The 24,645-nt window shown below is 60.5% G+C and carries 18 protein-coding genes; 7 read left to right on the forward strand and 11 right to left on the reverse strand.

Annotated features, from left to right (window positions below; genetic code table 11):
• The first annotated feature begins 388 nt into the window (after window positions 1-388).
• Together DFR34_RS10330 and DFR34_RS10335 are read left to right on the forward strand one after the other, a co-directional pair.
• The gene (locus DFR34_RS10330) at window positions 389-5,155 is read left to right on the forward strand and encodes a hypothetical protein (RefSeq protein WP_146215118.1); all 4,767 of its coding nucleotides are present in this window, start codon (window positions 389-391) and stop codon (window positions 5,153-5,155) included.
• A gap of 154 nt (window positions 5,156-5,309) precedes the next feature.
• Entirely contained in the window at window positions 5,310-5,618 is a 309-nt protein-coding gene (locus DFR34_RS10335; RefSeq protein ID WP_110391079.1) for a DUF1272 domain-containing protein, read from the forward strand.
• 773 nt (window positions 5,619-6,391) lie between these two features.
• On the opposite strand, the gene DFR34_RS10340 is transcribed toward DFR34_RS10335, so the two are convergent.
• The 4 genes from DFR34_RS10340 to DFR34_RS10355 form a co-directional block, all read right to left on the reverse strand.
• Window positions 6,392-6,820, reverse strand: coding sequence for a type II toxin-antitoxin system VapC family toxin (locus DFR34_RS10340; RefSeq protein ID WP_110391080.1), 429 nt, complete (start codon window positions 6,818-6,820; stop codon window positions 6,392-6,394).
• On the reverse strand, window positions 6,817-7,068 hold the full coding sequence (locus DFR34_RS10345) for a FitA-like ribbon-helix-helix domain-containing protein (protein WP_110391081.1): 252 nt from the start codon (window positions 7,066-7,068) through the stop codon (window positions 6,817-6,819). The genes DFR34_RS10340 and DFR34_RS10345 overlap by 4 nt, the downstream gene beginning before the upstream one ends.
• 245 nt (window positions 7,069-7,313) lie before the next feature.
• Complete coding sequence (locus DFR34_RS10350; protein WP_146215119.1) at window positions 7,314-9,332, reverse strand: DUF4214 domain-containing protein; 2,019 nt, start codon at window positions 9,330-9,332, stop codon at window positions 7,314-7,316.
• 37 nt (window positions 9,333-9,369) lie between these two features.
• Entirely contained in the window at window positions 9,370-12,375 is a 3,006-nt protein-coding gene (locus DFR34_RS10355; RefSeq protein ID WP_158281792.1) for a DUF4214 domain-containing protein, read from the reverse strand.
• 339 nt (window positions 12,376-12,714) lie between these two features.
• Between DFR34_RS10355 and DFR34_RS17135 the strand changes: the two genes are divergently transcribed.
• Together DFR34_RS17135 and DFR34_RS10360 are read left to right on the forward strand one after the other, a co-directional pair.
• Window positions 12,715-12,888: a hypothetical protein gene (locus DFR34_RS17135; RefSeq protein ID WP_158281793.1), complete on the forward strand. Its 174-nt coding sequence runs from the start codon at window positions 12,715-12,717 to the stop codon at window positions 12,886-12,888.
• Window positions 12,875-13,969, forward strand: a complete 1,095-nt coding sequence (locus tag DFR34_RS10360; protein WP_158281794.1) for a site-specific integrase — start codon at window positions 12,875-12,877, stop codon at window positions 13,967-13,969. The genes DFR34_RS17135 and DFR34_RS10360 overlap by 14 nt, the downstream gene beginning before the upstream one ends.
• A 5-nt stretch (window positions 13,970-13,974) precedes the next feature.
• On the opposite strand, the gene DFR34_RS10365 is transcribed toward DFR34_RS10360, so the two are convergent.
• On the reverse strand, window positions 13,975-14,910 hold the full coding sequence (locus tag DFR34_RS10365; protein ID WP_110391085.1) for a LysR family transcriptional regulator: 936 nt from the start codon (window positions 14,908-14,910) through the stop codon (window positions 13,975-13,977).
• A 117-nt stretch (window positions 14,911-15,027) separates the two neighbouring features.
• Here DFR34_RS10365 and nfsB point away from each other — a divergent pair, with 117 nt between their 5' ends.
• Window positions 15,028-15,681, forward strand: a complete 654-nt coding sequence (gene nfsB, locus DFR34_RS10370) for an oxygen-insensitive NAD(P)H nitroreductase (RefSeq protein ID WP_110391086.1) — start codon at window positions 15,028-15,030, stop codon at window positions 15,679-15,681.
• A gap of 87 nt (window positions 15,682-15,768) precedes the next feature.
• On the opposite strand, the gene DFR34_RS10375 is transcribed toward nfsB, so the two are convergent.
• The gene (locus DFR34_RS10375) at window positions 15,769-16,098 is read right to left on the reverse strand and encodes a hypothetical protein (RefSeq protein WP_110391087.1); all 330 of its coding nucleotides are present in this window, start codon (window positions 16,096-16,098) and stop codon (window positions 15,769-15,771) included.
• A 108-nt stretch (window positions 16,099-16,206) separates the two neighbouring features.
• Between DFR34_RS10375 and DFR34_RS10380 the strand changes: the two genes are divergently transcribed.
• Complete coding sequence (locus DFR34_RS10380) at window positions 16,207-16,800, forward strand: phosphorylase family protein (RefSeq protein WP_110391088.1); 594 nt, start codon at window positions 16,207-16,209, stop codon at window positions 16,798-16,800.
• Window positions 16,801-16,809: 9 nt separating this feature from the next.
• On the opposite strand, the gene DFR34_RS10385 is transcribed toward DFR34_RS10380, so the two are convergent.
• The 5 genes from DFR34_RS10385 to DFR34_RS10405 form a co-directional block, all read right to left on the reverse strand.
• Entirely contained in the window at window positions 16,810-17,640 is an 831-nt protein-coding gene (locus DFR34_RS10385) for an AraC family transcriptional regulator (RefSeq protein ID WP_245906866.1), read from the reverse strand.
• Between the two features lie 35 nt (window positions 17,641-17,675).
• On the reverse strand, window positions 17,676-18,281 hold the full coding sequence (locus DFR34_RS10390; RefSeq protein WP_110391089.1) for a LysE family translocator: 606 nt from the start codon (window positions 18,279-18,281) through the stop codon (window positions 17,676-17,678).
• A 135-nt stretch (window positions 18,282-18,416) separates the two neighbouring features.
• On the reverse strand, window positions 18,417-19,376 hold the full coding sequence (locus DFR34_RS10395; RefSeq protein ID WP_110391090.1) for a DUF4351 domain-containing protein: 960 nt from the start codon (window positions 19,374-19,376) through the stop codon (window positions 18,417-18,419).
• Window positions 19,377-19,487: 111 nt separating this feature from the next.
• Window positions 19,488-20,483: an RpnC/YadD family protein gene (locus tag DFR34_RS10400; RefSeq protein WP_110391091.1), complete on the reverse strand. Its 996-nt coding sequence runs from the start codon at window positions 20,481-20,483 to the stop codon at window positions 19,488-19,490.
• A gap of 125 nt (window positions 20,484-20,608) precedes the next feature.
• Entirely contained in the window at window positions 20,609-21,604 is a 996-nt protein-coding gene (locus DFR34_RS10405) for an RpnC/YadD family protein (RefSeq protein ID WP_110391092.1), read from the reverse strand.
• A 595-nt stretch (window positions 21,605-22,199) separates the two neighbouring features.
• Here DFR34_RS10405 and DFR34_RS10410 point away from each other — a divergent pair.
• Window positions 22,200-24,527 carry a DUF4214 domain-containing protein gene (locus DFR34_RS10410; RefSeq protein WP_110391093.1) on the forward strand — a complete coding sequence of 776 codons (2,328 nt, stop codon included), beginning with the start codon at window positions 22,200-22,202 and terminating at the stop codon, window positions 24,525-24,527.
• Window positions 24,528-24,645 lie beyond the last annotated feature (118 nt).

Consider the following 24,645-nt stretch of genomic DNA (forward strand, 5'->3'; position numbering starts at 1 on the left):
ATGGCGGGCATGGTGATTTCCTCAGCGGGGTTGTGCTGTCCTGTATGCAGCGGCTGTGCCTATTATCTGTTCAGATCATGGTGACTGGCTACTAGCCAGGGCCGCTTCGCTGAGTTTTGCTAGCGGCTCTAAAAAGCGCCCATCCACCTGGCGCGGGTAGGCAAGGCGGCTCCGCTGCGCCAGATGGATTTACCAAGCCGTTTGCCGGGTGGTGTGTCGCATGAAGCACCCCCTGATCCGAATGGAACTCTTGTCAGTGCCGGGGCGCCATGATGCGTTGCAATATAATTGCCGCATGCGCCCTGCATTGCCGCTACCGTAAGCAGGCGCAATTCAGTATCATGGCGCATCGGCTTTTTGCCCCGTCACCTGAAGCGCAGCGCCTGTCATGACGACTCCTTCCTCGCCTTCCTCCCGTCCGCAACCGATCTCGCTGGATGTGGATATTGAACTCACAGAACTCACCCCTGCTGAAGGCTTGCCCACCCGCTCGCCTGCCAATCCGGCCAGCGTGGACATGCAGGCCCTGCTGGCGCGAGAAGAAGCAGCCTTTGCGCGCATCTTCCGCAAGGGCAAGCCGGCGCGTGCGCGCAGTGCGGCACCTGCTGCGCCTCCACTGAAGCCCGCGCCAGTGAGCGAGCCTTCTGCCGCTGATTTGCCGCCCGCCGACACCGTGACGGCCGCGCCCGTTCTGCCCGCCAGTGAAGAACTGGACGCTTTTGTCGGTGAGTTGCTGGCCAGTGCTGAGCACGATCGCCAGATCGACGCACCGCCGGTGCTGGCGCAAGAGCTGGCTCCCGCTGATGAAGCAGCGCCTACCCTGCCGGCCAGCGAAGAACTGGACGCTTTTGTTGGCGAACTGCTGGCCAGTGCCGAGCACGATCGCCAGATCGACGCATCGCCAGTGCTGGCGCAAGAACTGGCTCCCGCTGATGAAGCAGCGCCTACCCTGCCGGCCAGTGAAGAACTAGACGCTTTTGTCGGTGAGTTACTGGCCAGTGCCGAGCACGACCGCCAGATCGACGCGCCGCCGGTGCTGGCGCAAGAGCTGGCGCCAGCTGATGAAGCTGCGCCGGCCTTGCCGGCCAGTGAAGAACTGGACGCTTTTGTTGGCGAGCTGCTGGCCAGTGCTGAACGTGATCGCCAGCGCGAGATGCCTCCTGTGTTGCCGGTGCCCGAAGCCCCGGCCGCGCCAGCGAGCAGCGCACCGCTGCCGGAAGTCGCTGATGAGGCCGATGGACTGGATTTTGCCTTTGAAGAGGCCCTGCTCAGCCAGTTTGCCAGCCGCGAATCCAGCGCCCCGGTAGCCGAGCCTCCGGTGGTGATGGATACCGCCCAACTGGCCGAGGGCGATAGCGAGCAGATTGAAGCCCATCTGGCCGCGCTGGAAGCCCGCCTGACGCCGCCTTCGGTACAGGATGAACCGGCCAGCCAAGACCGCACCTCGGCCGATCTGGCCCAACTGGCGGATGATCTGGACAGCCTGTTGCAGGCAGAAACCGTGCCGCCCACCCTGATGACACGTCCGGCGGACGATGGCGTGCTGGCAGCAGAGCACGACCCGCTGGCCACCCCCCACGAAGTGAGCGCACTGGACGATGCACTGGATTTTGATCTGGATGCCATGCTGCTGGACGCCAGTCCGGTAGAAGCTGCACCACAACTCGACGCCGTGGCCGAAGCCGAGGCGCCTGTGCTGCCGCCGGCAGATCTGAGCGCCGTGACGGCCCTGGACGATAGCGAAGCCGAGGCGCTGGCCGCCCTGGAAACCTTGGCCGATGAACTTGATCCGCCTGTCGCGGAAAACATTGATCAAGCCCTGAGCCTGGACCTGGACGCCATGCTGATGGCCGAAGCACTGGCCCCGGTTCTGGATGCGCCGCTGGATGACACCGCCGACGACACGCCTCCGCCCGCCGCCGCGTTGCCGGATGTCGAACCGGTCAGCCCCCAGGCTGCCGTACCGCCAGAAACGGACATGCTGACGCTGGATCTGGACGCGATGCTGATGGGCGATGCTCCAGCTGCGTTGCCGCCGGTGGAAGACACGACTGAAGCTGCTGAACCGGTCGCTGAGCCAGTGGCATCGGACGATGCGCTGACGCTGGACCTGGATGCGATGCTGATGGGTGATGCTCCGGCGGCGCCGCTGGTGGAAGACACGACTGAAGCTGCCGAACCGGCTGCCGAGCCAGTGGTATCGGATGATGCGCTGACGCTGGACCTGGATGCGATGCTGATGGGCGATGCTCCGGCGGCGTCGCTGGTGGAAGACACGGCCGAAGCTGCCGACCCGGCTGCCGAGCCAGTGGTATCGGACGATGCGCTGACGCTGGACCTGGATGCGATGCTGCTGGGTGAAACCCCGGCAGCGCCGCTGGCTGAAAAAGTGATTGAAGCCGTCGAGGCCGATTGGGTGGCGCAGGATGCCGGGCTTCCCCCAAGCGACGCCATGCTGCCGGCCGAACCTGCTGAAGACGCTGGCGATATGCTGGAACTTGATCTGGATGCGCTGTTGATGGCGGAATTGCCATCGGCGGCCCAGCCTGAGCCATCGGATGAGGTGCTGGCGGTGGATGCTCCGGTGCTGGAGGCCGTGGCCGAGCCTCTGGCTGAGGTGAGCCTTGATCTGGAAGCCATGCTGATGGCCAGCGCCGATGCCGTGTCGGTGCCCGACGAGGTGCTGGCGCCTGCTGCCGCAGAACTGGATCTGGACGCCATGCTGATGGCGGATGAACCGCGCGACCCGGTGACGGCCGGCCTCAGCGATGCCATGCCAGCCAGTGAATTGACACTGGATCTGGATGCCATGCTGCTGGATGAGCCCGCGCTGGTCGTGGACGAGGCTCCCCTAGCGGAGCAGGACGCCGCCCCGCTGCTGGAAGCCGACAGCATTGAATCTGCCCCGGTGCTGTCGCTGGCCACGGACCCGGACGACGATCGCGAGCCAACCCCCTTGTTGCTGGATGCTGATGCCCGCGTGCCGGCTCCGGCCGCTGCCGAAGACATGCTGGAGCTGGATCTGCCGCTGACCCCGCCGCCGGTGCTGGAGGCACTGCACGACGATACGCCAGCCCCTGCGGTGACTGCTCCGCCGCCGGTTCCCGTGGCGGTGCCGCCTGCGCCGGATGGCGATGTGCTGTCCATGCTGGCGCAGTCGCTGGAAGGCAACTGGCTGGCGATTGTGCAAGGCAGCTCAATGCCATTCCGCACCTTCCGCCGTGGCCTGGATACCCTGAGCCAGCGCCTGACTGGGCTGTCGGCCACCGGCCTGCCCGGCTTGCTGGACGCGGTGATTGAGTTGGCCGACAGCCTGCCGATTTCTGGCCCGTCCCCATGGACGGCCGACGCCGTCAGCCGCGCCCTGGAATTGCTGAGTGATACGCTGATCAGCTTGCCGCATCCCAGCACCACCCAGCGTGCCGCGGTGCAGATGCTGAGCCGTGAACTGCGTGCTGGCCCGCCTGCGCCGATGGTGCCTGTTGTTGACGACGATATGCCGGCAGAACCGGCTGTTGAACCCAGCGTGGACAGTGCCGTAGTTGATACCCCTGACACGTCGCCAGACACCGTCCCGCAGGCCACGGCCATTGTCGAGCCGGCCGTGTTGCCCGACCCCGCCCCCGAAGCTGACCACCCGGCTGAGCGAATGGATGCGCCGGTGGATCTGCCTGCCATGGATGAGGGTGATGAGAACCTGGCCGAGTTGCCGCCAGCAGAAATGGCATGGCCGGCCCAGGTGCTGCCGCACGAACAGGCCGCTGCCGATCTGGCTGCCGGTGATGTGGATCTGGCTGAAATGCTGGCCGAGCTTCCGGCATTGACCGATGTGCTGGAAGACGAACCTTCGCCTGAGGCGCTGGCTGCCGCGCTGGCACACGCACCGGACATCGAGCCCGAACCGGAAACCGACGTCGTGGCCGACACCCCGGAACAGCCGCTGGCTGACGCCGAAGAAGGTGAGAGTCTGGCTGGCTGGCTGGCCGAGCGCCCGCTGGGCGAAGAAGACGAAGCCCGGCTGGCCACCGTCATCAGCATCCCGGCTGTCGATGCCGAAGTCTTGCCCGAAGACGACGACTGGACACAACCGCCGCTGGAAGAGCTGGCCCGGCTGGCCAAGGAGGCCCCGCTGGCCACGCCAGAACCCGACGCCGAAATCATCGAGCCTGCCGCCCCTGCGCCGGATGTGGTGACCCACTGGCCTGCCGACGAAGAAGCCGCCTTGCTGCCGGGGTTTGACGTGCTGCCGGAACTGGGCAGCGCCGACGAGCCTGCTCCGCTGGCCACCAGCGATGCCGAGCCTGCCCCGGCCACGACCGCGCTGGACGATGCTGCTGTCGCTGCCAAGCCTGATGTCGTCGAAGCGCCTCCGGTGGAAGACACACCGGCAAGTGCCGAGCCCGCGGATGTGCCACCCGCCGCTGAGGCGCTGTCGCACAGCATCTCGCTGGAAGACATCCCGCACCTGCGTCAGGCGCTGGGCAGTGGCTTCCCCACCGTGGCCCAGGCGCTGGCTGAGCCCGCCATGGCCCCGGCCTTCCCCAACAGCATTGCGGTGGACGACATCCCGTTGTTGCGCGCCGGCACGCTGGAAGCGCTGCTGGAACGCATCGAGCCAGTGGAAGAAACCCCGCCGCCGACCGCCCCGAGCGCTGAGGCGGATGCGGCCTCCGCCGACACGCCGGCAGAGCCGGCCGCGCCTGCGCCGGAAGTCACCCCACTGGGGCCGGCGCAACTGGCGGCGTTTTTTGCCTCGCTGGACGCCGAGCCTTCCGAGCCACGCCCCGATCCGGCCATTGATCTGGCCGCCTTCCTGGTGGTGGCGCAAGGCCGGGTGCAGCGCATGGTGCAAGAATGCCGCGCCGCGCGCACCCAGGGCATCGGCCCCGGTTTTGTTGCCGCCGCTGATGAGCTGGGCCACAACGCCAGCGAGGCTGGCGTCAGCGCCATGGCCAGCCTGGCCGCTGCTCTGGCCAGCGCACTGACCCGCCCGCTGTCGCCGCAGGCTGTGCTGGAACTGGCCACCGACACGGTGGCGGTGCTCAGTGTGATGGTCAGCCAGGGTCAGCGTCAGGAGCCGATCGAGCCCGCCCCGGACATGGTGGCGGCGCTGGAAGCCCTGACCGCCAAACCGCCAGTGCGCAAGGCGTTGTAATCCACTCGCTGCGGTAAAAAAGCCCCGGACATCCATCCGGGGCTTTTTTACCTATTGGCGCAAACCGTCCGCCTGTTGTCCGCGGCTGGCATGGCGTGGGGCGAAACAGCCGGGCTATGCTGCTGATGTTTTCTTTTGCTGCCGAGAGCCCGCCATGCTGGAACTGCGCCCCACCTGCGAACACTGCAACACCCCGCTGCCGCCCGACGCGCTGAACGCGCGCATCTGCTCGTATGAATGCACGTTTTGTGCGGAATGCGCCGAAACCATTCTGGGCAATGTCTGCCCCAACTGCGGCGGCGGCTTTGCCCCGCGCCCGATTCGGCCGGCGCGCAACTGGAAAAACGGCAACTGCCTGGCCAACGACCCGGCCAGCACCACGGTGAAATACCGCCCGGCCGACCTCGCCGCCCATGCCGAGCTGCACGCGCGGCTGGCGGATGTGCCGCCGCAGCTGCGTTAAGCGCCGCTCAGCAAACCCTGCTGGCTCAAAACGCTTGATTCAGTAGGAGCATCAAGTTGCGCCGCCGGTGATAGGTCTGGCACAAGGTGTCCAGCAATTGCGCCAGTTCGGCGCTGGAGTGTTGTTCCAGGCGTGTGCGCAAGGGCCCGGCGCTGGCCTGGGGTGAGATGGTTTTGCTGGCTTTGCGCGGCGCGGTCAGCCCGGCGGCACTGTGTTGCTGCCAGGGCCATATGCGCGCAGCCGCCCTGATTGTCTGTCCCGCACTCGCATGTGCTCTGTTCCGCCAGCGTGACCCGATAACTGTGCTGGCCATCTTGCACCCGCGCCTGACACTGCTCGGTGTCACACACCAGCACGCTCACCGCCTGCTGCGCCAACAAAGCTTGCCTGGCCCGCATCAGGGTGGGCGATGAGAGATTTTCCCGCCACGATGTGAGCGGCATGGCGTGGGGTCCTGTGAATAGTGCGAGATGCGCCATCATGCCCGATGCGTGACTTTGTGCGCCAGAGCGTCATGGTCTGATCTTTTCCACTAAACCGATAGATGGGACAATCCCTTCGCCCAAAGGACACCGAATATGTCACGCGCCTGCCAAGGGGTGAGCGGGGTTGATTGAGCACTGCACCCCCCGCCAAGGAAAACCCCCACCCCGCTGGTGACGGGATGGGGTTGAAGGGCTGGCCCCTGGTGCACTGGGGGATAGGGGACTTTACCGAATAATCGGGGTCTGTCCCCTATTTTTAGGGGAAGTTCTGGTGGGTAAAGAGTATGTTCATGGGTTTGTCAGCCACGGATTGATGATCTGCAAACCGTCAATCCCTTCGAAGTCAGACACATTACGCGTAGCCAGGGTCACGTCGTGCGCGAGCGCAATGGCGGCGATCTGGGCATCTTCGGTGCTGATGGGGCGGCCCACATGCGTGCGCTGCGCGACGATAGCGGCGTAGTGCAGCGCCGCATGCTCATCGAAAGGCAGGCAGCGCCCCGCAAAGTCTTCCTCAAACATCGCTTGTGCCGCCAGCGCCAGCGCTGCCTGGCGCTTGCCGGCGGGCATCAGTGCCAGCCCGAGCGCGATTTCGGCACGGCTGATGGCGCTGGTCCACACCCGTTCAGGGTGAAGGCGATCCAACCATACCGTCACCGCTTCGGCGGGCTGGGGGCGCATGAATTCGGACAGCACATTGGTGTCGAGAAGATTCACGGCGTGTCATCCCAATTGGGCGGCGTGCGCGAGATCTGGCGCGAGGGAAGTTCAAAATCCGCATCGGCCACCTCGGCAAAGCGTTGCTTCAGCCGCTGTCCTAAAGGTTGCGGTTGGGATACGCGGACCAAGGCTTCACGCAGAATGCGGCGGGCCTCCTCTTCCATCGACACCCCATGCTGTGCGGCACGAATACGTAGCGACTGCTTGATGGCATCATCCACATTACGAATCGTCAAGACTGCCATAGGAGCGCCTCCTGATTGATAGCAATGACTTCATTGTAGTCATTGCTATCTTTCTCGTCCAAGCATACCCGCAGCACCCCCAGCTTCACCAGCCAAACCAGACTGCGGAAGACAAAGGCCAGCCGCTCGGCAGGAATGGCTGCTATCAGCGCCCCTGCCGCCCTCGGCCCGACCGCTGCCGCCTGAAGGATGCCGCCTGAAGGATGCCGCAGAAAACTGTGGTCTGTCCCTTATTATTACGGTCGTTACAGCCAAATCCCATCCTGAATGGCTCCGGCCACACCCACCTGGTTTTCGGGTGACTCAGAAAACTGTGCCAAGGCCACCACCTTGCTGATCTTGCCCTGTTCCAATAGCTTCACCCAATAGTCATAACCGCTGACATCTGGCGCGCGGTGCAATACATTGGAATACAATTTAGACACAAACGTCTGCGTGCTGGGGGCGCTGCCATACAGCGTTTTGAACTCCTGGCTGGCAATAAAGCCAGATGCCACGCCATCCAGCGTCAGCCCGCCATCCATTTTGCTGATCCAGTATTTCAGTCCACCTGTATCCGGGGTGCGATTGAATGCCGCTTGATACACCCGATAAGCCTTGCCTGCTGTGGCATCAATATCCAGCGCCAGGGTTTTATCGCTGAATTGAATGCGCTCGACTTGCAGCAAATGGTCTTGCACACCATTTTCGCTGACCAATACCTCACTGCTGCCCCGTTTAACCTGAAACCCACTGCTGGCGCCCAGGTAAACCACAGTATCCAAGCCATCGCCGCCATTCAGCGTATCACCACCGCCCAGGCCAGATAAGGTATCGTTGCCAGCCAGGCCCAGCAATGTATCGGCCAGTACGCTGCCTTTCAAATTATCCGCATTGGCGCTGCCGGTGCGCTGCACGCCACTGCTGAGGGCGCTGCCGGTCAGCTGTATCAGTTGCTCGGCGGTTTTGCTGACATCGCTGAACTGAAAAATCTCGATATCCAGCAGCGTGTCCTTACCATCACGACCACTGGTTTTATCCTGTAAAATAAAAGCAGATTGCGCTTTATCATAGGCAATCTCGTAATCACTCAGCTTACCATGCAGCCGGGCGGTATCCGTCCCATCATTGCCATCCAACCGATTATTGGCGCTATTGCCCTCCAGCGTATCGTTGCCGCTACCGCCTTCTGCGTTCTCGATAATGCAGCCATAGGCAATCCCCAGTGCATCTGTCCCATCATAGGTGGGTATGGTGCCACCCGTATTGGCGGCTGGCGCAATCCGCAGGCTGGAATAATGCCCTGGCGTTAAATCCAGTACACAATCCAGGGTATAGCGGCTGGCAGATAGGGTATCCTCGCCGCCGGCATCCCAGAGCGTCTTGAAAAAGGGCTGTGTCGGGTCAAACTCGTAGCGGTCATCGCCGCTGTGGTATTGCATATTGGCGCCATACAGATACTGCATGGCGGCGATGTCCAACACCATCGGGGTTTCTGGGCATATACGGTATTGCAGCCAGGTATATTTGCCGTTTACATAGCCTGCCTCTGGGTAAATATCCTTGGCAGGATTGCTGTACGACATCACCGTGTACAGACGGTTTTCCAGATTGGCCGGCAGGGTGGGCGACGAGAAAGGGTGCTTCAGGCCCAATGCATGGCCAAGCTCATGAATCAAAGCCTCGAAATTATAATCGCCCGCTGCCCAGGAATCGTTATACGAGGACGAAATTCGGGTGGAGAGCCACACATCCCCAGCACTGGGCCAACTGCCGGGATAATAAGCCCAACCCCACGATGGGGAACCATCATCCAGATTATTCTCCGCCGAAGTCCAGGCTACCCGGATATCCCCCACTTGAGTGCTGGTTTCGCTCAGCTCGTTAAAACGCAGATTGGCGACATTGGACCAACTTTGCAAGGCTGCCCGAAAGGCGTCTTGCTGGGTGGTGTTCAAGCCAAAGCGTGTTTGCGCATTTGCTTCGTCCGTAGAAGAATAATTTCCATACCGTGAGCCGTCATAGCCGCTGAATACTGCGGATTGTCCGTCTTTCCAGGCAAAGCTGTAACTCAGTTGCACGCCTTGCCCGGTGGTGCTGCCCCATTGATCGCCAGACAGCAAGGCGGCAATCAGGGGGTTGTTGCTTGCACGGGTATCGCTATTGGATGCTGAGAAGTATGGTGAGGCCATGTGGGGTGCTCCTGTGTCAAGGGGGCATGGTGCCTGAAATATGGGTGGGCGACTGTGAAAAACCCCACCCCGCAGATGCGGGGTGGGGTTCAAAGCTGGCTAAGGCGCTGTTTAGCACCTGGGCCGGGCTTTAGGCGATCAGATCCGCTGCCACAATACCATCCAGCGCCACGCCAGTGAGCTTGATGACGTTGGTGTAGCCGCCCGAAGATGCACCATCAGCATCCGTCACCAGGTACGCATCGGAACCCACTTGGCCAACATAGTAGTCCACAGTGCCGTTCAACACCCCACTTGCGGCAGTCAACAGCGTGGTCAGATCAGCAGCCACAGCCGTTGCCTTGACAAAGTTGGTCGTCGAGCCTGCTCCGGCATCTGCGCCGCCAGTCACTTGGATCTTGTCCACACCGCTCTTGAAATCGGTAATGACCGCAGTGACAACACCAGCTTTGCCATCCAGGTCTGCCGACGAGAACTTGAACGTGTCGCTGCCGCCGTTACCGGTGAGGGTGTCCAGCGAGGCGGCGGTGCCAGCGGCGCCGGCGGTGCCTTGGTGATAACTACCACCGCTCGCTACTGTTGCCGTGCCAGAACCAGTTTTTGTCAAGTCGCCCACATCGGTGTTCGCCGTGGTGCTGGTAAAGGTGACTGCATTACCGCCCGTCACATTACCCGTGGTCCAGTTCGTCAGGTTGCCACCGCCAGCGCCAACAGTCGGCACGGTGCCGCCAGTGGAGCTAGCCGACAAACCGGTAAAAGCAGCGGTTACTTGTTCAGCAGTGGCGCCGTTGGCGCCAGCGGTGAAGGTGAGGCCATCAATGGTGAAACTTTGGCCGGCTGTGAGGTTGCTAAAACTCACGACAACTGTCTCTTTGCTGCCTGCGGTGCCATCACTCGGAGTCCCTACAGAGACACCGGTGCCACTTGTCGTCAAAGGGGTAAGGTCACCATTGTTAGCACCCGTGAAAGTCACCGACGTAGAGGTAGCCGCAACCGTAGTCCATGAGGACGACAAAGTATTGCTGAACGAACCCGCTGCCGCAATCGTCGTCCCAGTGCCATTTGCTGCTTGCCCAGCAAAGAAGGCCGCCACTTGTGCCGCACTGGCGCCAGCGGAGCCAGCAGTAAAGGTGAGACTGCCCAGGGTCACGGTTTGGCCATTGGACAGCGCGGAGAAGGTGACTGCTGCGTTTTCGGTGACTGCGGGTGTAACTGTACCAGCGCCGGTGATGTCGCCGCCATTGATCACATCATTACCTGCGCCACCAATCAGAATATCGGACTTGGTAGAACCAGTCACCGTCAGTTTGCCGGTGAATGCCGAGGCATCAACCTTGGAGCCAATCGCCGTGCCAGCCAGGGCGTTGGTGATGGTCAGGTCGTTAGAGCCGGTGATGGTGTAAGCCGAGTTGTCGGCATTGCCAAGGGTGGTGATGGTGTTGGTGCCAGTGCCATCGCCATTGGATGCCAGTGCCACGGTAGTTTGGCCGATGCTCAGCGTGCCGCCAACGGTCAGGCCCGTGCTGGTGGCGCCACCAATTTTCAAAGCCAGGTCGCTCACGCCAGCCGCCGATGCCATGGTGATGTTGTTGGAGTGGTCGCCAGTGATCCAGGCAGTGCTGCCGGTTGCCATATTGGTGACGCTTTGCGCGCCATTGCCATCAAACGAGAAGGTCTTGATGCTGGTCAGCTTGCTGGCATCTACGGTCAGCGCTGTTGCGCTGGCGTTCATGCCCAGCACTTCAAAGTTTTTCAGGTCATTCAGCGCCTTGTATTCAGCAGCGGTCAAAGCCGTGTCGCTGATCACCACTTTGTCGGTGCCTGCGCCGCCGTCCAGTTGTGCGCCAGAGGTAAAGGCGCCCAGTTGATCATTGGCGAAGGTCAGCACATCATCACCTGCGCCACCGGCAAAAGTGAAGCCAGCTTTCAGCGTAGCGTTGCTCAGATTGGCGCTGACGCCACCAGCCGTCATCGCGCTGCTGTCCAGGCTATCCAGGTTCGGGACATCGGTACCAGCCAGGGTGAAGCTCAGGCTTTTATCGCCGCTGGCCACCAGTTTGGTCACTGCGGAGCCTACGTCCAGGGTGCCGATCTTGTTGCTGTTGCCGGTGGAGGAGATGTTGACGGTGGTGGTGGCGGTGCCATTAACCGTGAGGCCGGTCGGCGTAATACCTTTTTTGTATTGGAAGCCGTTCAGGTTCAGGTTGACCGAGGTTTCGGTGTTGTCGGCAGTCCAAACTGTACCCGCTCCAGCGGCAGCGCCCGCTGCGGTAGCCAGCGATACAGCAACGCCTTTGCCCGTGGTCAGGCTCACGCCACCACTGGCATCTTCCACTGCCAGCTTGGTTACACCGGTCAGGGCGGAAATATCGATGCTCACTGTGTTACCCGGATTGACATAATCCAGCACTTCGATGTTTTTCAGACCCAGCGGCACAGTAGCGCCGCCATAAATCTTCAGGGTGTCGGTGCCTGCGCCACCATCCAGTTGGTCGGCAGTGCTCAAAGTAGTCGGGGAGCCAACGCTGCCCAGGAAAGTATCGTTGCCAGCGGTGCCGGTCAGGTTGTCCACGCCCGTGGTCAGGGTAATGGTGGAGCCGCTGGCGGCCACGTTGTTTTGCACGGTGGTGATGATTTTGGTGACGCTGTCGGTATTCGGCACGGTGGCGGCATCGCTGGTCACGGCGGCCAGCCAGGCTTTCACTGCTTCCAGGCCCGTGCTGCTCACGCCAGCGTAGGCCAGCACTTCAGCGGTGGTGTCCAGTGCGGTGGTAAAGGCGCCGGCAGCGGCGACTTTGTTGGTGATGATGGTGGCGTCGGTGCCTTGGGCGCCCTTGTTGATGGCGTCAGCGATGTTGCCGATGGCCAGCTTGCCTTGGGTGAGCTGGTTCACCCAGTAGTTCAGACCTTCGATGTCGGGGGCATGGCCGAACAGGTTTTGGTATACTGCGTTCACCAGTTGGGTGTTGTTCATGCCAGAGTACAGTGACTTGTACTCGGCAGACTGAGCAAAGGTATTCAGCAGCTCGGCAGAGTTGCCGGTGTAGGCCAGCCAGTAGTTCAGGCCTTCGACATCGGCCGGACGGTTAAAGAAAGCCACGTAGGCATTTTGAATTTGGGCGGTGGTCAAGGCCATCTTCACAACTCCTGAAAGTTTGCAAGGCATCTTTTCCTTTGTTTTCAAGGTGTTGTGTAAATCCTATTTAAATAAAATCCGGGATTCTTACTATTTACCTGCCTAATTAGATTCTATTGGCTTATTGGTTTTCTCTTCCGGCTTGTCAATACCCTGCTTTTGCTTTATTCTGCGCCGCGCTGTAGTAAAGTGCGCGGGCAGGGTTTCTTCCTACTGGTTTCCTACTGGTTTTGATTTTTCGGGGCGAGCAATATTTTGTTGCCGAGCTGGAAAATACCCTCTTCCTGCGATAGATTTAAATCTGCATTTCCCCTTGCTCATTTTATCTGGAGATGAATCATGGACGGTCAATATATAGTTTTTGCCATTATATGTGGCGAGGCGATGGCCGTATGGGCGAAGCTGGATTTTTGTGGTGAAGGGAAATGCAATGCCAAGTTGTGCGCTGACTTCCGAATTATTGGCTGGGCTGCCGTTGCGCGTGCCAAGACGAGGTTCGGTGAATTATTTTGATACAGAAACCAAGGGCTTCATGCTGGAGCATCGCGCCAGCGGTGGGGCAACTTGGTATTTTCGCTACCGGGATGCGGGCGGAGTGGTGCGTCAGCAGCGGATTGGCGCTTACCCCGAGTTGCCGCTGGCGCAGGCGCGGGTGCGCGCCTTGCAGATGCGCGAGCGGGTGGATGCTGGGCAGGCGCCGCAAGAGGTGGTGCGGCCTGTGGTGGCGTTGCCTACGCTGGCGGAGTTTGTGGCCAGCCGCTATCTGCCCTATGTGCAGTCGCGCAAGCGCAGTTGGGCGCTGGATGAGGTGTTGTTGCGCCTGCATGTGTTGCCGTGGATGGGCAATAAGCGGCTGGATGAGATCAGCCGCCACGATGTGCTGACCATGCACGAGACGCTGCGCCAGGGCGGCTATGCGGCAGGGACGTGTAATCGGGTGCTGGTGCTTATTAAATATGTATTCAATTGCGCCATTCGCTGGGAAGTGCTGGAAAAGAATAATCCCTGCGCCAATGTGCCGCTGTTTGAAGACCGAGGTGCGCGCGAGCGGTATTTGTCGCCGGACGAGGTGCAGCGCTTGTTTGCCGAGCTGGATCGTTCGCCGCAGCCGCAGATAGGGCAGATTATCCGCTTGTTGCTGTTTACTGGGGCGCGCAAGCGGGAGGTGTTGGACGCGCGTTGGGAGCATGTGGATATGGAGCGGCGCTTGTTGACCGTGCCTTTATCCAAATCGGGTAAGAAAAGGCATGTTCCATTGTCCGATGCGGCGATGGAGGTGTTGCAGGGTGTGCAGCGTCAGCCAGACATGCCTTGGGTGTTTTTCAATCCACGCACTCGCCTGCCGTGGGCCACGCTGTTTGCGAGCTGGGATGCCGCCCGTCGGCGCGCCGGGCTGGCTGAGGTGCGCATGCATGATTTGCGGCATTCTTTTGCCAGTTTCTTGGTGAATTCCGGGCGTTCTTTGTATGAGGTGCAGCGCTTGCTGGGCCATCACGACCCGAAGGTGACCATGCGTTACGCGCATTTGTCGCCAGCGGCGTTGATTGAGGCGGCCAATACCGTGGGCCAGGCGTTGTCCCGGACTTTGGTGTAGGGGGATTAACCCTGCTTGTCAGCCATGCTGTCGGTGGCGGCCCGCCCCGCCAGCAGCGCCAGGCAGCGTTCGCGCAAAAATTCGCGCAGCTGTCGCACGGTGGGCGAGAGTTGGCGGCGGTCGGCGCACAGCAGGTAAAGCGGCGCGGGTTCGCCTTGCCATTCCGGGCATACCCGCAGCAGCCGGCCGGCGGCCAGGTCGGGGGCAAGGTCAAGCTGGGATTTATACACCAGGCCGTGGCCGGCCACCGCCCAGCGGCGCACCACGTCGGCGTCGTCAGCGCTGCGGTCGCCGGCCACTTGCTGCACCCACTCGCCGCCGTCGCGCCAAAAGCGCCAGCGGTTATGCAGGCGTTCGCCGACGGTAAAACACAGGCAGTTATGCTCGGCCAGCGCCTGCGGGCAGCCCGGCGCGCCGTGGCGGGCCAGGTAGCTGGGCGCGGCGCACAGCACGCGCCGGCATTCGGCCAGCGGCAGCGCCACCAGATTGGAATCCGGCGGCAGGCCAAAGCGGATGGCCAGGTCCACCGGCTCGCGGTACATATCAGCCAGCCGGTCAGACAGGCTCAGGCGCAGCTGCACATGCGGGTGGGCGCGCTGAAAGTCGTCCAGCCAGCCCAGCGCCAGGTTGCGGCCAAAGTCGGACGGCATCGACAGGTGCAGCACTTCGCGCAGCGGCGCGGCCTGTGGGTGCAGCTCGGCCAGCGCTTGCTGATAGCTGGCCAGCATCTGGCGGGCGTGGGCGACAAAGCGTTCGCCGTGCTGGGTCAGCCGCAGGCTGCGGGTGGAGCGCAGGCACAGCACACAGCCCAGCTCGTCTTCCAGCCGCTTGATGGCCAGGCTGGCCACGGCGGGCGACACGCCCAGCTCGCGCGCAGCGGCGGAGACGCTGCCGCGCTCGGCGGTGCGCACCAGGATTTGCAGGTCTTGCAGGCCGCGCATTGTCAATTTCCTGTTGAAAGTAAATTGCTGATTGGCAAGTTTATCTGCAAAGTAAAAGCGGGCACACTGAGGGTCGTGTTTTTTGTTGTCAATTTGCCATTTCGTGAGAGGCCCGCCATGGACATCGCCCGCATCGCCACCACCCGCTACACCAGCAAAGCCTTCGACCCCAGCCGCAAGATTCCGGCCGCGCAGATCGAGCAGCTGAAAACTCTGCTGCGCTACAGCCCGTCGTCCACCAATTCGCAGCCCTGGCACTTTGTGCTGGCCAGCACTGAGGCCGGCAAGGCCAAGGTGGCCGAGTCCACCAGCGGGTTTTATGTGTTCAACGCCGCCAAGGTGCAAAACGCCTCGCATGTGGTGGTGCTGTGCGCGCGCAGCGAGATGACCGATGCCCATCTGGCGCGCCTGCTGGCGCAGGAAGAGCAAGACGGCCGCTTTGCCACGCCCGAGGCCAAGGCCGGCCAGAACAACGGCCGCACCTACTTTGCCAATATGCACCGCTTTGACCTGAAAGACGCCCAGCACTGGATGGAAAAACAGGTTTATCTGGCGCTGGGCACGCTGCTGCTGGGCGCCGCCGCGCTGGAAATCGATGCCTGCCCGATTGAAGGCTTTGACGTGAAACTGCTGAACGATGCGCTGGACCTGCGCGGCAAGGGCTTTACCGCCGTGGCGCTGGTGGCGCTGGGCTATCGCGCGGCGGATGACTTTAACGCCGCCCTGCCCAAGTCGCGCTTGCCGATGGACGAGGTGCTGAGCGAGATTTGAGTGTAGGAGCAGGGCGCAGGCTGACAAACTTGCGTGGCAGTGCCCGATATGCGCAGACGCACATATCGGGCGTGAGTTGGGCGGGGGTTATTTGGGCGGACTTTGATTGGAGTGCTCAGGAAGGCCAAGGTAACGGGCTTTCTGATGTTTGGCCAACAAAAGCATGGCGATGCAGGCGGCTATGCTGCCCGCCCCTACTAAGTTCAAGAGAGCACCACAGGCGGCAAGTTCCATGGTATCACGGGTCTTGGAAATCAGCATTTGCGGGCTATAGCCACTGCTCTTATCCCAAGTCGATTGCATCTTTCTCACATTGATATTGTGAATATCCCCTTCAGCTCCTATGGCTTTGGCCGCTTTGGCGGCCATAAAGCGCAAGTGAAGGTAGGTCAATATATATGGCGTCAAATTTTTCATGCTGATCTCTCCATTTTGACAGGGCAAGCAGTCAGATCACTGCGGCAGCCTGCCCCAGTGACTCCAGGTTTCGTACAATGCGGTTTTGCGCATGCAGCGGACTCTCCGATGACCATCACCGTCTTGTTTCCCACCGCCACCGAGGCCAGCCGGTTTCAGCACCCCAGGGTGCGCAGCGTGATTTCCGGTGTCGGGCTGACCGCCACCGCCTACGCCACGGGCAAGCTGATTCACCAGGAACGCCCGGACTGGCTGATTCTGGCCGGGATTGCCGGGGTGTACCCGCATGCGCCGCTGTCGGTGGGTCAGGTGGCCCTGGTGGCATCTGAAGCGGAAGGCGACCTGGGGTTTTTCACCCCACAGGGCTTTGCCCATTTGTCAGCGCTGCCGCTGGACATGGACTTTGAACGTCGCCACACCTTGCACTGCCCGCATATTGAGGCTGTCAGCGGTTTTCAGCTGGCGCGCAGCCTGTCATTGAATGCGGCGATGGCGCCGTTTGTGAACAGTGCGGCGGTGGACATTGAAAATATGGAAGGTGCGGCATTTTTTCATGTCTGCCTGCAGGAGAATGTCCGCTTTTTGCAGCTGCGGGCGATTTCCAATGTGGCGCAGCCCGGCGAGGACGATTGGGACATGGCCGGCTCGGTGCAGGCACTGACCGACGGTTTGCACCGGCTGCTGGCCCAACTGGGGGCGTAGCGTGGGTCGCTATGCCCGCCGCAAACACTGCTGATAATGCCAGGGCGTGGTGGCCAGCCGTTGTTTGAAGTGCCGCTGAAAATGGCTCTGGTCGGCAAAACCCAGTTGCAGCGCCACGTCGGCGATGCGCTCGCCGCGCTTGAGCAGGCGTTTGGCGCGGTTGATGCGCTGATCCAACTGGTAGGCGTGCGGGGTTTGCCCATAAGCGTGTTTAAAGCCGCGAATCAGCTGATAGCGGCTGAGCCCGGCCACCGCCGCCAGCTCGCCCAGCGACAAGGGCTCGGCCAGCTGATCCATGATGCGCGCGTGCGCCTGACGCAAGGCCGGATCGGCCGGGCGCATCGGCGGCGCGGCATCCAGGCGGGCAAAGCCATGCGCGGCCAAATACGCAATCAGCTGGCTTTCTGCCGCCAGCGCCGCGCCCGGCTCGCTCAGGCTGGCGTACAGCGCGTTGAACTGCGCCCAGGCGCGCGGATCGTCGCCGTGCGGCGCGGCAAACGGGGTGTAGTCCTGATGCGGCAGGCCGGGTAATTCTTCTTGCAGCCGACCCATCCAGCCGGCCTCGACAAACAGCATGCGATACGACCACGCGCCCAGCGCCGGATTGCAGGCGTGCGCCACGCCGGGGTCGATCCACACCGTCATGCCTGGCCCAATATGGTGCTGACGGCCGTGGTTCAGATAGCGGGCGTGGCCGCTGTCGATCACGCCAAAAGAAAACTCGTCATGGCTGTGGGTTTGATAGCAGGCGGACGAGCGGTTGGCGCGGCGCATGTCCACCCACGGCAGCGCCGCGCTGCGTTGCAGGCTCAAATGAGGGTCGGCTTCGATCATCACCATGCTCCCAAATCCATACGTGACGGCGGGCCCGGCGCTCATACCGGCAACAACAACGGCCCCACCGCCGCCAACAGCGCCGCCGCCATCAGCCAGTTAAACACCCTTTGGCGCGCCGGCTGCGCCAGCCAAGGCCGCAACACCCGGCCCAAACCGGCCCAGGTGGCCACCGACAGCCAGCAAATCACCCCGGACAGTGCACAAAACCACATCAGCCGTAGCGCCTGGCCTTCACCCACCCCCACCAGCACACTCACGCCCGACATCGCCACCCACCAGGCTTTTGGGTTCAGCCCCTGGCACAGCGCGCCGCGCCACAGGCCAGACTGCGCCTCGGCGCTGTCGTCATCCTCCGCACGCACCGGCGCCAGGGCAATGCGCGCGGCCAGATACAGCAAATACCCGGCCCCCGCATACGGCAAAGCGCCGCCCAACCACGGCCAGCCGCGCCACAGCTGCTGCAAACCGGCGCCGGACAGCCAGACGATCAACACATAACACACGCTGGCGCCGGTGACATGCGGCAAGGCGCGCACAAACCCGGCGCGCGCACCCACTGCCGTGGCCAGCACATTCACTGGCCCCGGCGAAATCGCCCCAGCCAGCGCAAACGTGGCCATCGCCCAAATAAGATTGCCCGACATACCCCGCCCCCTTCTCAATCCAGATGACGGGCAGTGTATAAACAGGCAAGGGAGCGGGTATTGAACGAAATTGCAGCCCGAGAACCGGGCTGTTTGGCGGTCGGGCGGCTAAATCGCCGCCCGTGGACAACGTGGTTACTGGGCAAACACCCCGGCCAGACTGTCGGCGTCCAGCGCGCGATCCAGCCATAATTCCAGCTCGTCGATGCTGGCAGCTTGCAAGCGGGCGAGCACATCTTCGGATAGCGGGCCGAAGCGTTTTTGCAGCAGACGGCGTAGGGCGTAGGCCTCGCCTTCGGCTCGGCCCTGCATCAAACCCCGCTGCATGCCTTGCTGCATCCACTTCTCGCTATACAACTGCTCCACAGAAGTCACGTAACGCATTTTCTCTTGCTCCTCAAGCACTTCGATATTGTGCCACAGCGAACGTTTCAGCTGCTCGGGTAGACGCATCATCCAGTCCAGCACGCTGAACAAATCAATCACCCGTTGTTTATCCCAGCCACGCTGATACAACAACTGCACCAATTTCCACTTGGCGGCGAAGCGGGCGTTCATGTCCTGGCGGGTGGTTTGGGTCAACAAATGGGCCAGAGTCACCAAGGCAAATGGGTTGGGGTTGGTGTAAAGCTGGTCTTGATGGGTGGCATAGTCCAACAGCTTCACCGCCGGAAAGCGCAGTTCATGTTCGCAGCCCAAGACCGCAAATCCAAAATGGTTTGGCCGCCAATTGGCGGTAGTGTCGGCTAATACTGCCAAGCTGGCCACCGGTTGCCGGTAGCGGTCGTACAAGCGGTAGTTGTAGACAAACATCCGCTCGGCAAATTCTGCCTGGGCGCTGCCCTGCACTTCCAGATGCACATACACCCAACGCTCGCTGCCGTCGCGCAGCGCTACTTTGGCCAGCTTATCGACAAAGCGCTTGCCCAGCTCAGCATCCTGCACCACGGCGCGCAGTTCCTGATCCAAAAACACATGGCCGCGCGCCCAGTCTATTTGTCGGTGAGCATCGGGAAAGTAGAACTCAATGAACTCAGGAAAGTAACTTTCAACAGCCTCTTTCCACGGGCTGTCGTAGTCGTCTGGGGCATCCATACTGGGCTTTCGGCGGTGGCGAAGCGCTCAGCTTAAAACCGGATAAGGGCGTAAACAATACGCGAAGATACGCAAACGGGCGGCTGGCGTGGCCGCCCGTGCACAAAGGGATTACTGAGCAAACACCCCAGCCAGACTGTCGGCATCCAAGGCGCGATCCAGCCACAGCTCCAACTCATCAATGCTGGCGGCTTGCAAGCGGGCGAGCACGTCCTCAGACAGCGGGCCGAAGCGTTTTTGCAACAGACGGCGCAGCGCGTAGGCCTCGCCCTTGGCGATGCCGCTTTGCTCGCCTTCTAAGCGGCCCTGCATCAGGCCCCGCTGCATGCCTTGCTGCATCCCCTGCAACAGGCCCTTCTCAATCCCGATCTGCTCCACAGAAGTCACGTAACGCATTTTCTCTTGCTCCTCAAGCACTTCGATATTGTGCCACAGCGAACGTTTCAGCTGCTCTGGTAGACGCATCATCCAGTCCAGCACGCTGAACAAATCAATCACCTGTTGTTTATCCCAGCCACGCTGATACAACAACTGCACCAATTTCCACTTGGCGGCGAAGCGGGCGTTCATGTCCTGGCGGGTGGCTTGGGTCAACAAATGGGCCAGGGTGACCAGGGCGAAGGGGTTAGGATTTTGATACAGCTGGTCTTGCTGGTTGGTGTAATCCAGCAGCTTCACCGCCGGAAAGCGCAGTTCATGTTCGCAGCCCAAGACCGCAAATCCAAAATGGTTTGGCCGCCAATTGGCGGAGCTATCCGCCAACACCGCCAAGCTGGCCACTGGCTGGCGGTAACGGTCGTACAAGCGGTAGTTATAGACAAACATCCGCTCGGCAAATTCCGCCTGGGCACTGCCTTGTACTTCCAGGTGCACGTACACCCAACGCTCGCTGCCGTCGCGCAGCGCTACTTTGGCCAATTTATCGACAAAGCGCTTGCCCAGCTCAGCATCCTGCACCACGGCGCGCAACTCTTGGTCGAGAAATTGGTAACCGCACGCCCAGTCTATTTGCCGGTGAGCGTCGGGAAAGTAGAACTCAATAAACTCAGGGAAGTAACTCTCGACAGCTTCTTTCCACGGGCTGTCATAGTCATCAGGGCTATCCATACTGGGCTTTCGGCAGTGGCGAAGCGCTCAGCATAGGACTGGGTACGGGCATAGGCTATTCGGGGGAATACGCAAACGGGCGGCTGGAGTGGCCGCCCGTGCGTAAACCCCGTACACAATAGGGATTACTGGGCAAACACCCCAGCCAGACTATCGGCGTCCAACGCCCGATCCAGCCACAGTTCCAGCTCGTCGATGCTGGCGGCTTGCAGGCGGGCGAGCACGTCTTCCGACAGCAGGCCGAAGCGTTTTTGCAACAGACGGCGCAGCGCGTAGGCCTCGCCTTCGGCACGGCCCTTCATCAAACCCCGCTGCATGCCTTGTTGCATGCCTTGCGCTATCCCCTGCTGCATCCCCTGCAAAAGGCCCTTCTCAATCCCGATCTGCTCAACAGAAGTCACGTAACGCATTTTCTCTTGCTCCTCAAGCACTTCGATATTGTGCCACAGCGAACGTTTCAGCTGTTCTGGCAGGCGCATCATCCAGTCCAGCACGCTGAACAAGTCAATTACCTGTTGTTTATCCCAATCTCTTTGATACAACAACTGCACCAATTTCCACTTGGCGGCGAAACGGGCATTCATGTCCTGGCGGGTGGCTTGGGTCAACAAATGGGCCAAGGTGACCAAAGCAAATGGATTGGGGTTTTGATACAGCTGGTCTTGCTGGGCAGCGTAGTCCAACAATTTCGCCGTAGGGAAGTTCAACTCGATCGAACAACCCAGTGCCTGATAACCAAACTGGCTGGGTCGCCAGCTGGTAGTGGTATCTGCCAGTAGCGCCAGGCTGGCAACCGGCTGGCGGTAGCGGTCAAACAGCCGGTAATGATAGACAAACATCCGCTCAGCAAATTCCGCCTGGGCGCTGCCTTGTACTTCCAGATGCACATACACCCAACGCTCGCTGCCGTCGCGCAGCGCTACTTTGGCCAGCTTATCGACAAAGCGCTTGCCCAGCTCAGCATCCTGCACCACGGCGCGCAGCTCTTGGTCCAAAAACACATGGCCGCGCGCCCAGTCTATTTGCCGGCTGGCTTCGGGAAAGTAGAACGCAATAAACTCGGGAAAGTAACTCTCTACAGCCTCTTTCCACGGGCTGTCGTAGTCATCAGGGCTATCCATGCTGGGCTTTCGGCAGTGGCGAAGTGCCCAGCATAGGACGGGATACGGGCATAGACTATTCGGGAGAATACGCAAATCAGCCGCTGGCGTAGCCACAGGCATGCGCCGCGCCTGCGCTGGCCTGTGCGGCGGCCTGGGGGTGCCGCGCCGTGGCCAGCCGGTGCCGATAGGGGCGGTTGCACACTCCGCCCATGCGCCGCTTAACCTGGCGCGCGTGCGCTGTTCTGCCGACTGCCCGCACGCTGGCAAAACAAAATGGCAAAAGACCAAAACCCCAACACTGCCAAGGTTTGCTTTTATTGATGCAAGTTCATAATTTATATGGATAATAATCCAAGCCCACAAATACCCCACCGCTTATCCACAAAACTACCCACAGGCGCAAGCTTGACACTCTATTCCCTCCCCATAAAATGCCGGCTGTTGCGTCTGTGCAACATAGGCACATTCCGCAAGAAAATGTGATGCACATCACACCCTTGTCACCCACAAGCTGCCAACATACGCCCTGCATCCTTGCGAGCGCGTGTTCGTTTTGTCTCCGGTGACACAGCGGACGCCTTTTTACCGAGAATTTTTCAGGAGTTGTGAACAAATGGCTTTGACCACTGCCCAGATCCAAAACGCCTACGTGGCTTTCTTCAACCGTCCGGCCGACGTGGCTGGCCTGACCTACTGGAGCTCCTACGCTGGCAGCACCGCTGACCTGCTGAACACCTTTGCCCAGTCCACCGAGTACAAGGGCCTGTACTCCGGCATGAACAACACCCAACTGGTGAATGCTGTTTATCAAAACCTGTTCGGTCACACCCCGGACGTGGCTGGCCTGACCTACTGGGTGACCCAGCTGGACCAAGGCAAGCTGTCCATCGGCAACATCGCTGATGCCATCAACAAGGGTGCGCAAAGCACTGACGCCAGCATCATTGCTAACAAAGTGGCTGCTGCTACTGCTTTCACCGCCGCGTTGGACACCACCGCTGAAGTGGTTGCCTACGCTGGCGTGAACAGCACTGGCCTGACTGCTGTGAAAGCTTGGCTTGCCGCCGTGACCAGCGATGCCTCGACCGTGCCGAACACCGATAGCGTGAACAAGATTACCGCCACTGTTGTGAGCAATGGTGCAGCTATCACCACTACTGCGCTGACTACCAGCATGGATAACCTGACTGGCAGCAACGGTAACGATGTGTTTGTTGCTGATAACACCGCTGCTGGTAAGCAATTGAGTGTTGTCGATGTGGTCAATGGTGGCTTGGGCAATGACACCCTGAAAGTTTACTTGGCTACTACTGACACTGCCGTTCCGATGGCTACGCTGACCAGCGTGGAAAATCTGTACATCAATGGCGGCGGCGCAGTGACTGCTGATCTGTCTGGCTATGCGGATGTGACCGCCGTGACCATTGACCAGCAAGGTGGTGCTGGCACTTACACGCTGGCAGGCACCCAGGCTGTGACTGTCAGCAACGATAATGGCACGACGGTTCAAAACAATACTTTTAAGTATGGCGCATCGGTAGCCAGTGCTACTGTTAACCTGAATGGTATGGGCAAAGCAGGTGCCGCTGGTACTCTGGACGTGCAAGGCGCTTCCTTGGCTACGCTGAACATTGCTTCGGCCTCTGCCATTAACAACATCTCTCTGACTGCAAGCGCTGCCCCGCTGGCCACGCTGAACCTGTCTGGTGACAAAGACATCACCATTGTTGAGAGCATCACCACACTGAAAACCATCAATGCCGCCAGCGCCACCGGCAAAGTGAGCATTGATGCCAGCGGCCTTGGTGCAGACAACAATCTGACCTTCACTGGTGGTTCGGGCAATGACAAGCTGGTGTTCAAGGCTGGCTATCTGACTGCGGCGGATAAGCTGGATGGTGGTGCAGGCACTGACACCCTGGTACTGCAAGAAACGAGTTCGTTGACCTCCGACAACTATGCTGCCATCAATGCCGCCAAGAACTTTGAAGTGTTGGGTATTGGCGCCAGCACCATGGCTGTGGACCTGTCCAAGGTAACCAATGGTATCAATGCGATTGCCGTGGCAGGTAGTAGCGTAAGCGGCACCGTCACCAACTCCTTGTCCACCACCAAGTACAGCCTGGATAGCAGCACCAACCTGGGCACGGTGACTGTTACCAACAAGGCCGGTGAGACCAGCACTTCGGTGGCTCTGGATAACCAAGATGTTAGTACTCACACCGTGTCCAAACTGGTACTGAACGGTGCTAACACTGTTGCTTTGAGCTCGACTGGCAAGGTGTCGGGTAGCACCAATACCATCACTGAGTTGGTTACGGCTGATAACTCCGTTGTGACTCTGACTGGCTCTTCGGACCTGACTTTGTCGCTGAAATTGGCTGCCACGGGTAACGTAACTACTGGCAGCAAGATCGACGGTAGCGCTTTTACCGGCACCCTGTCCCTGACTGGCAACACCACTGCTGCTGGCAGCACCGCCGCCACCATCGGTGACATCCTGATTGGTGGCTCCGGTAACGATACCCTGAAGGCAGCCATCAATGGCGGTACCCTGACCGGTGGTGCAGGTGTGGATACGTTTGATGTGAGCAAGGCACTCGGTCATGCAGCAGTACTGACCACGATTACCGATCTGGCCAAGGGCGAGAAGATTCTCTTCAAGGACAAGGGTGATGAAGTGTTCTACCAAACCAAGGTGGATGTCAGCGGCGCAGCGGATCTGACCGCAGCAGTTGGCCTTGCTGCTGCTGGCAACGGTGGCTCAAATGGTTTGATCAAGTGGTTCCAGTACGACGGTAACACCTACTTGGTCAGCGACCAAACCAACGGTGCTTATGATGGTACGGCAGATATGCTCGTCAAACTGACCGGCCTGGTTGATTTGTCGAGCTCCTCGTTTAGCGGTGCCGGTACTTCCTCGACTTTCATCTACGGCTGATTTCGCCTAGATGATCATCCGGTAAATTGATTTGCCGGATGTTGTAACCCCGTCACCATCTAGTGGCGGGGTTTTCTATTTTTACTCGCATAGAACAATCGGGAACAATAGGGGGCAG

It is taken from the genome of Rivihabitans pingtungensis (assembly GCF_003201855.1).
Classification (GTDB): Bacteria; Pseudomonadota; Gammaproteobacteria; order Burkholderiales; family Aquaspirillaceae; genus Rivihabitans; species Rivihabitans pingtungensis.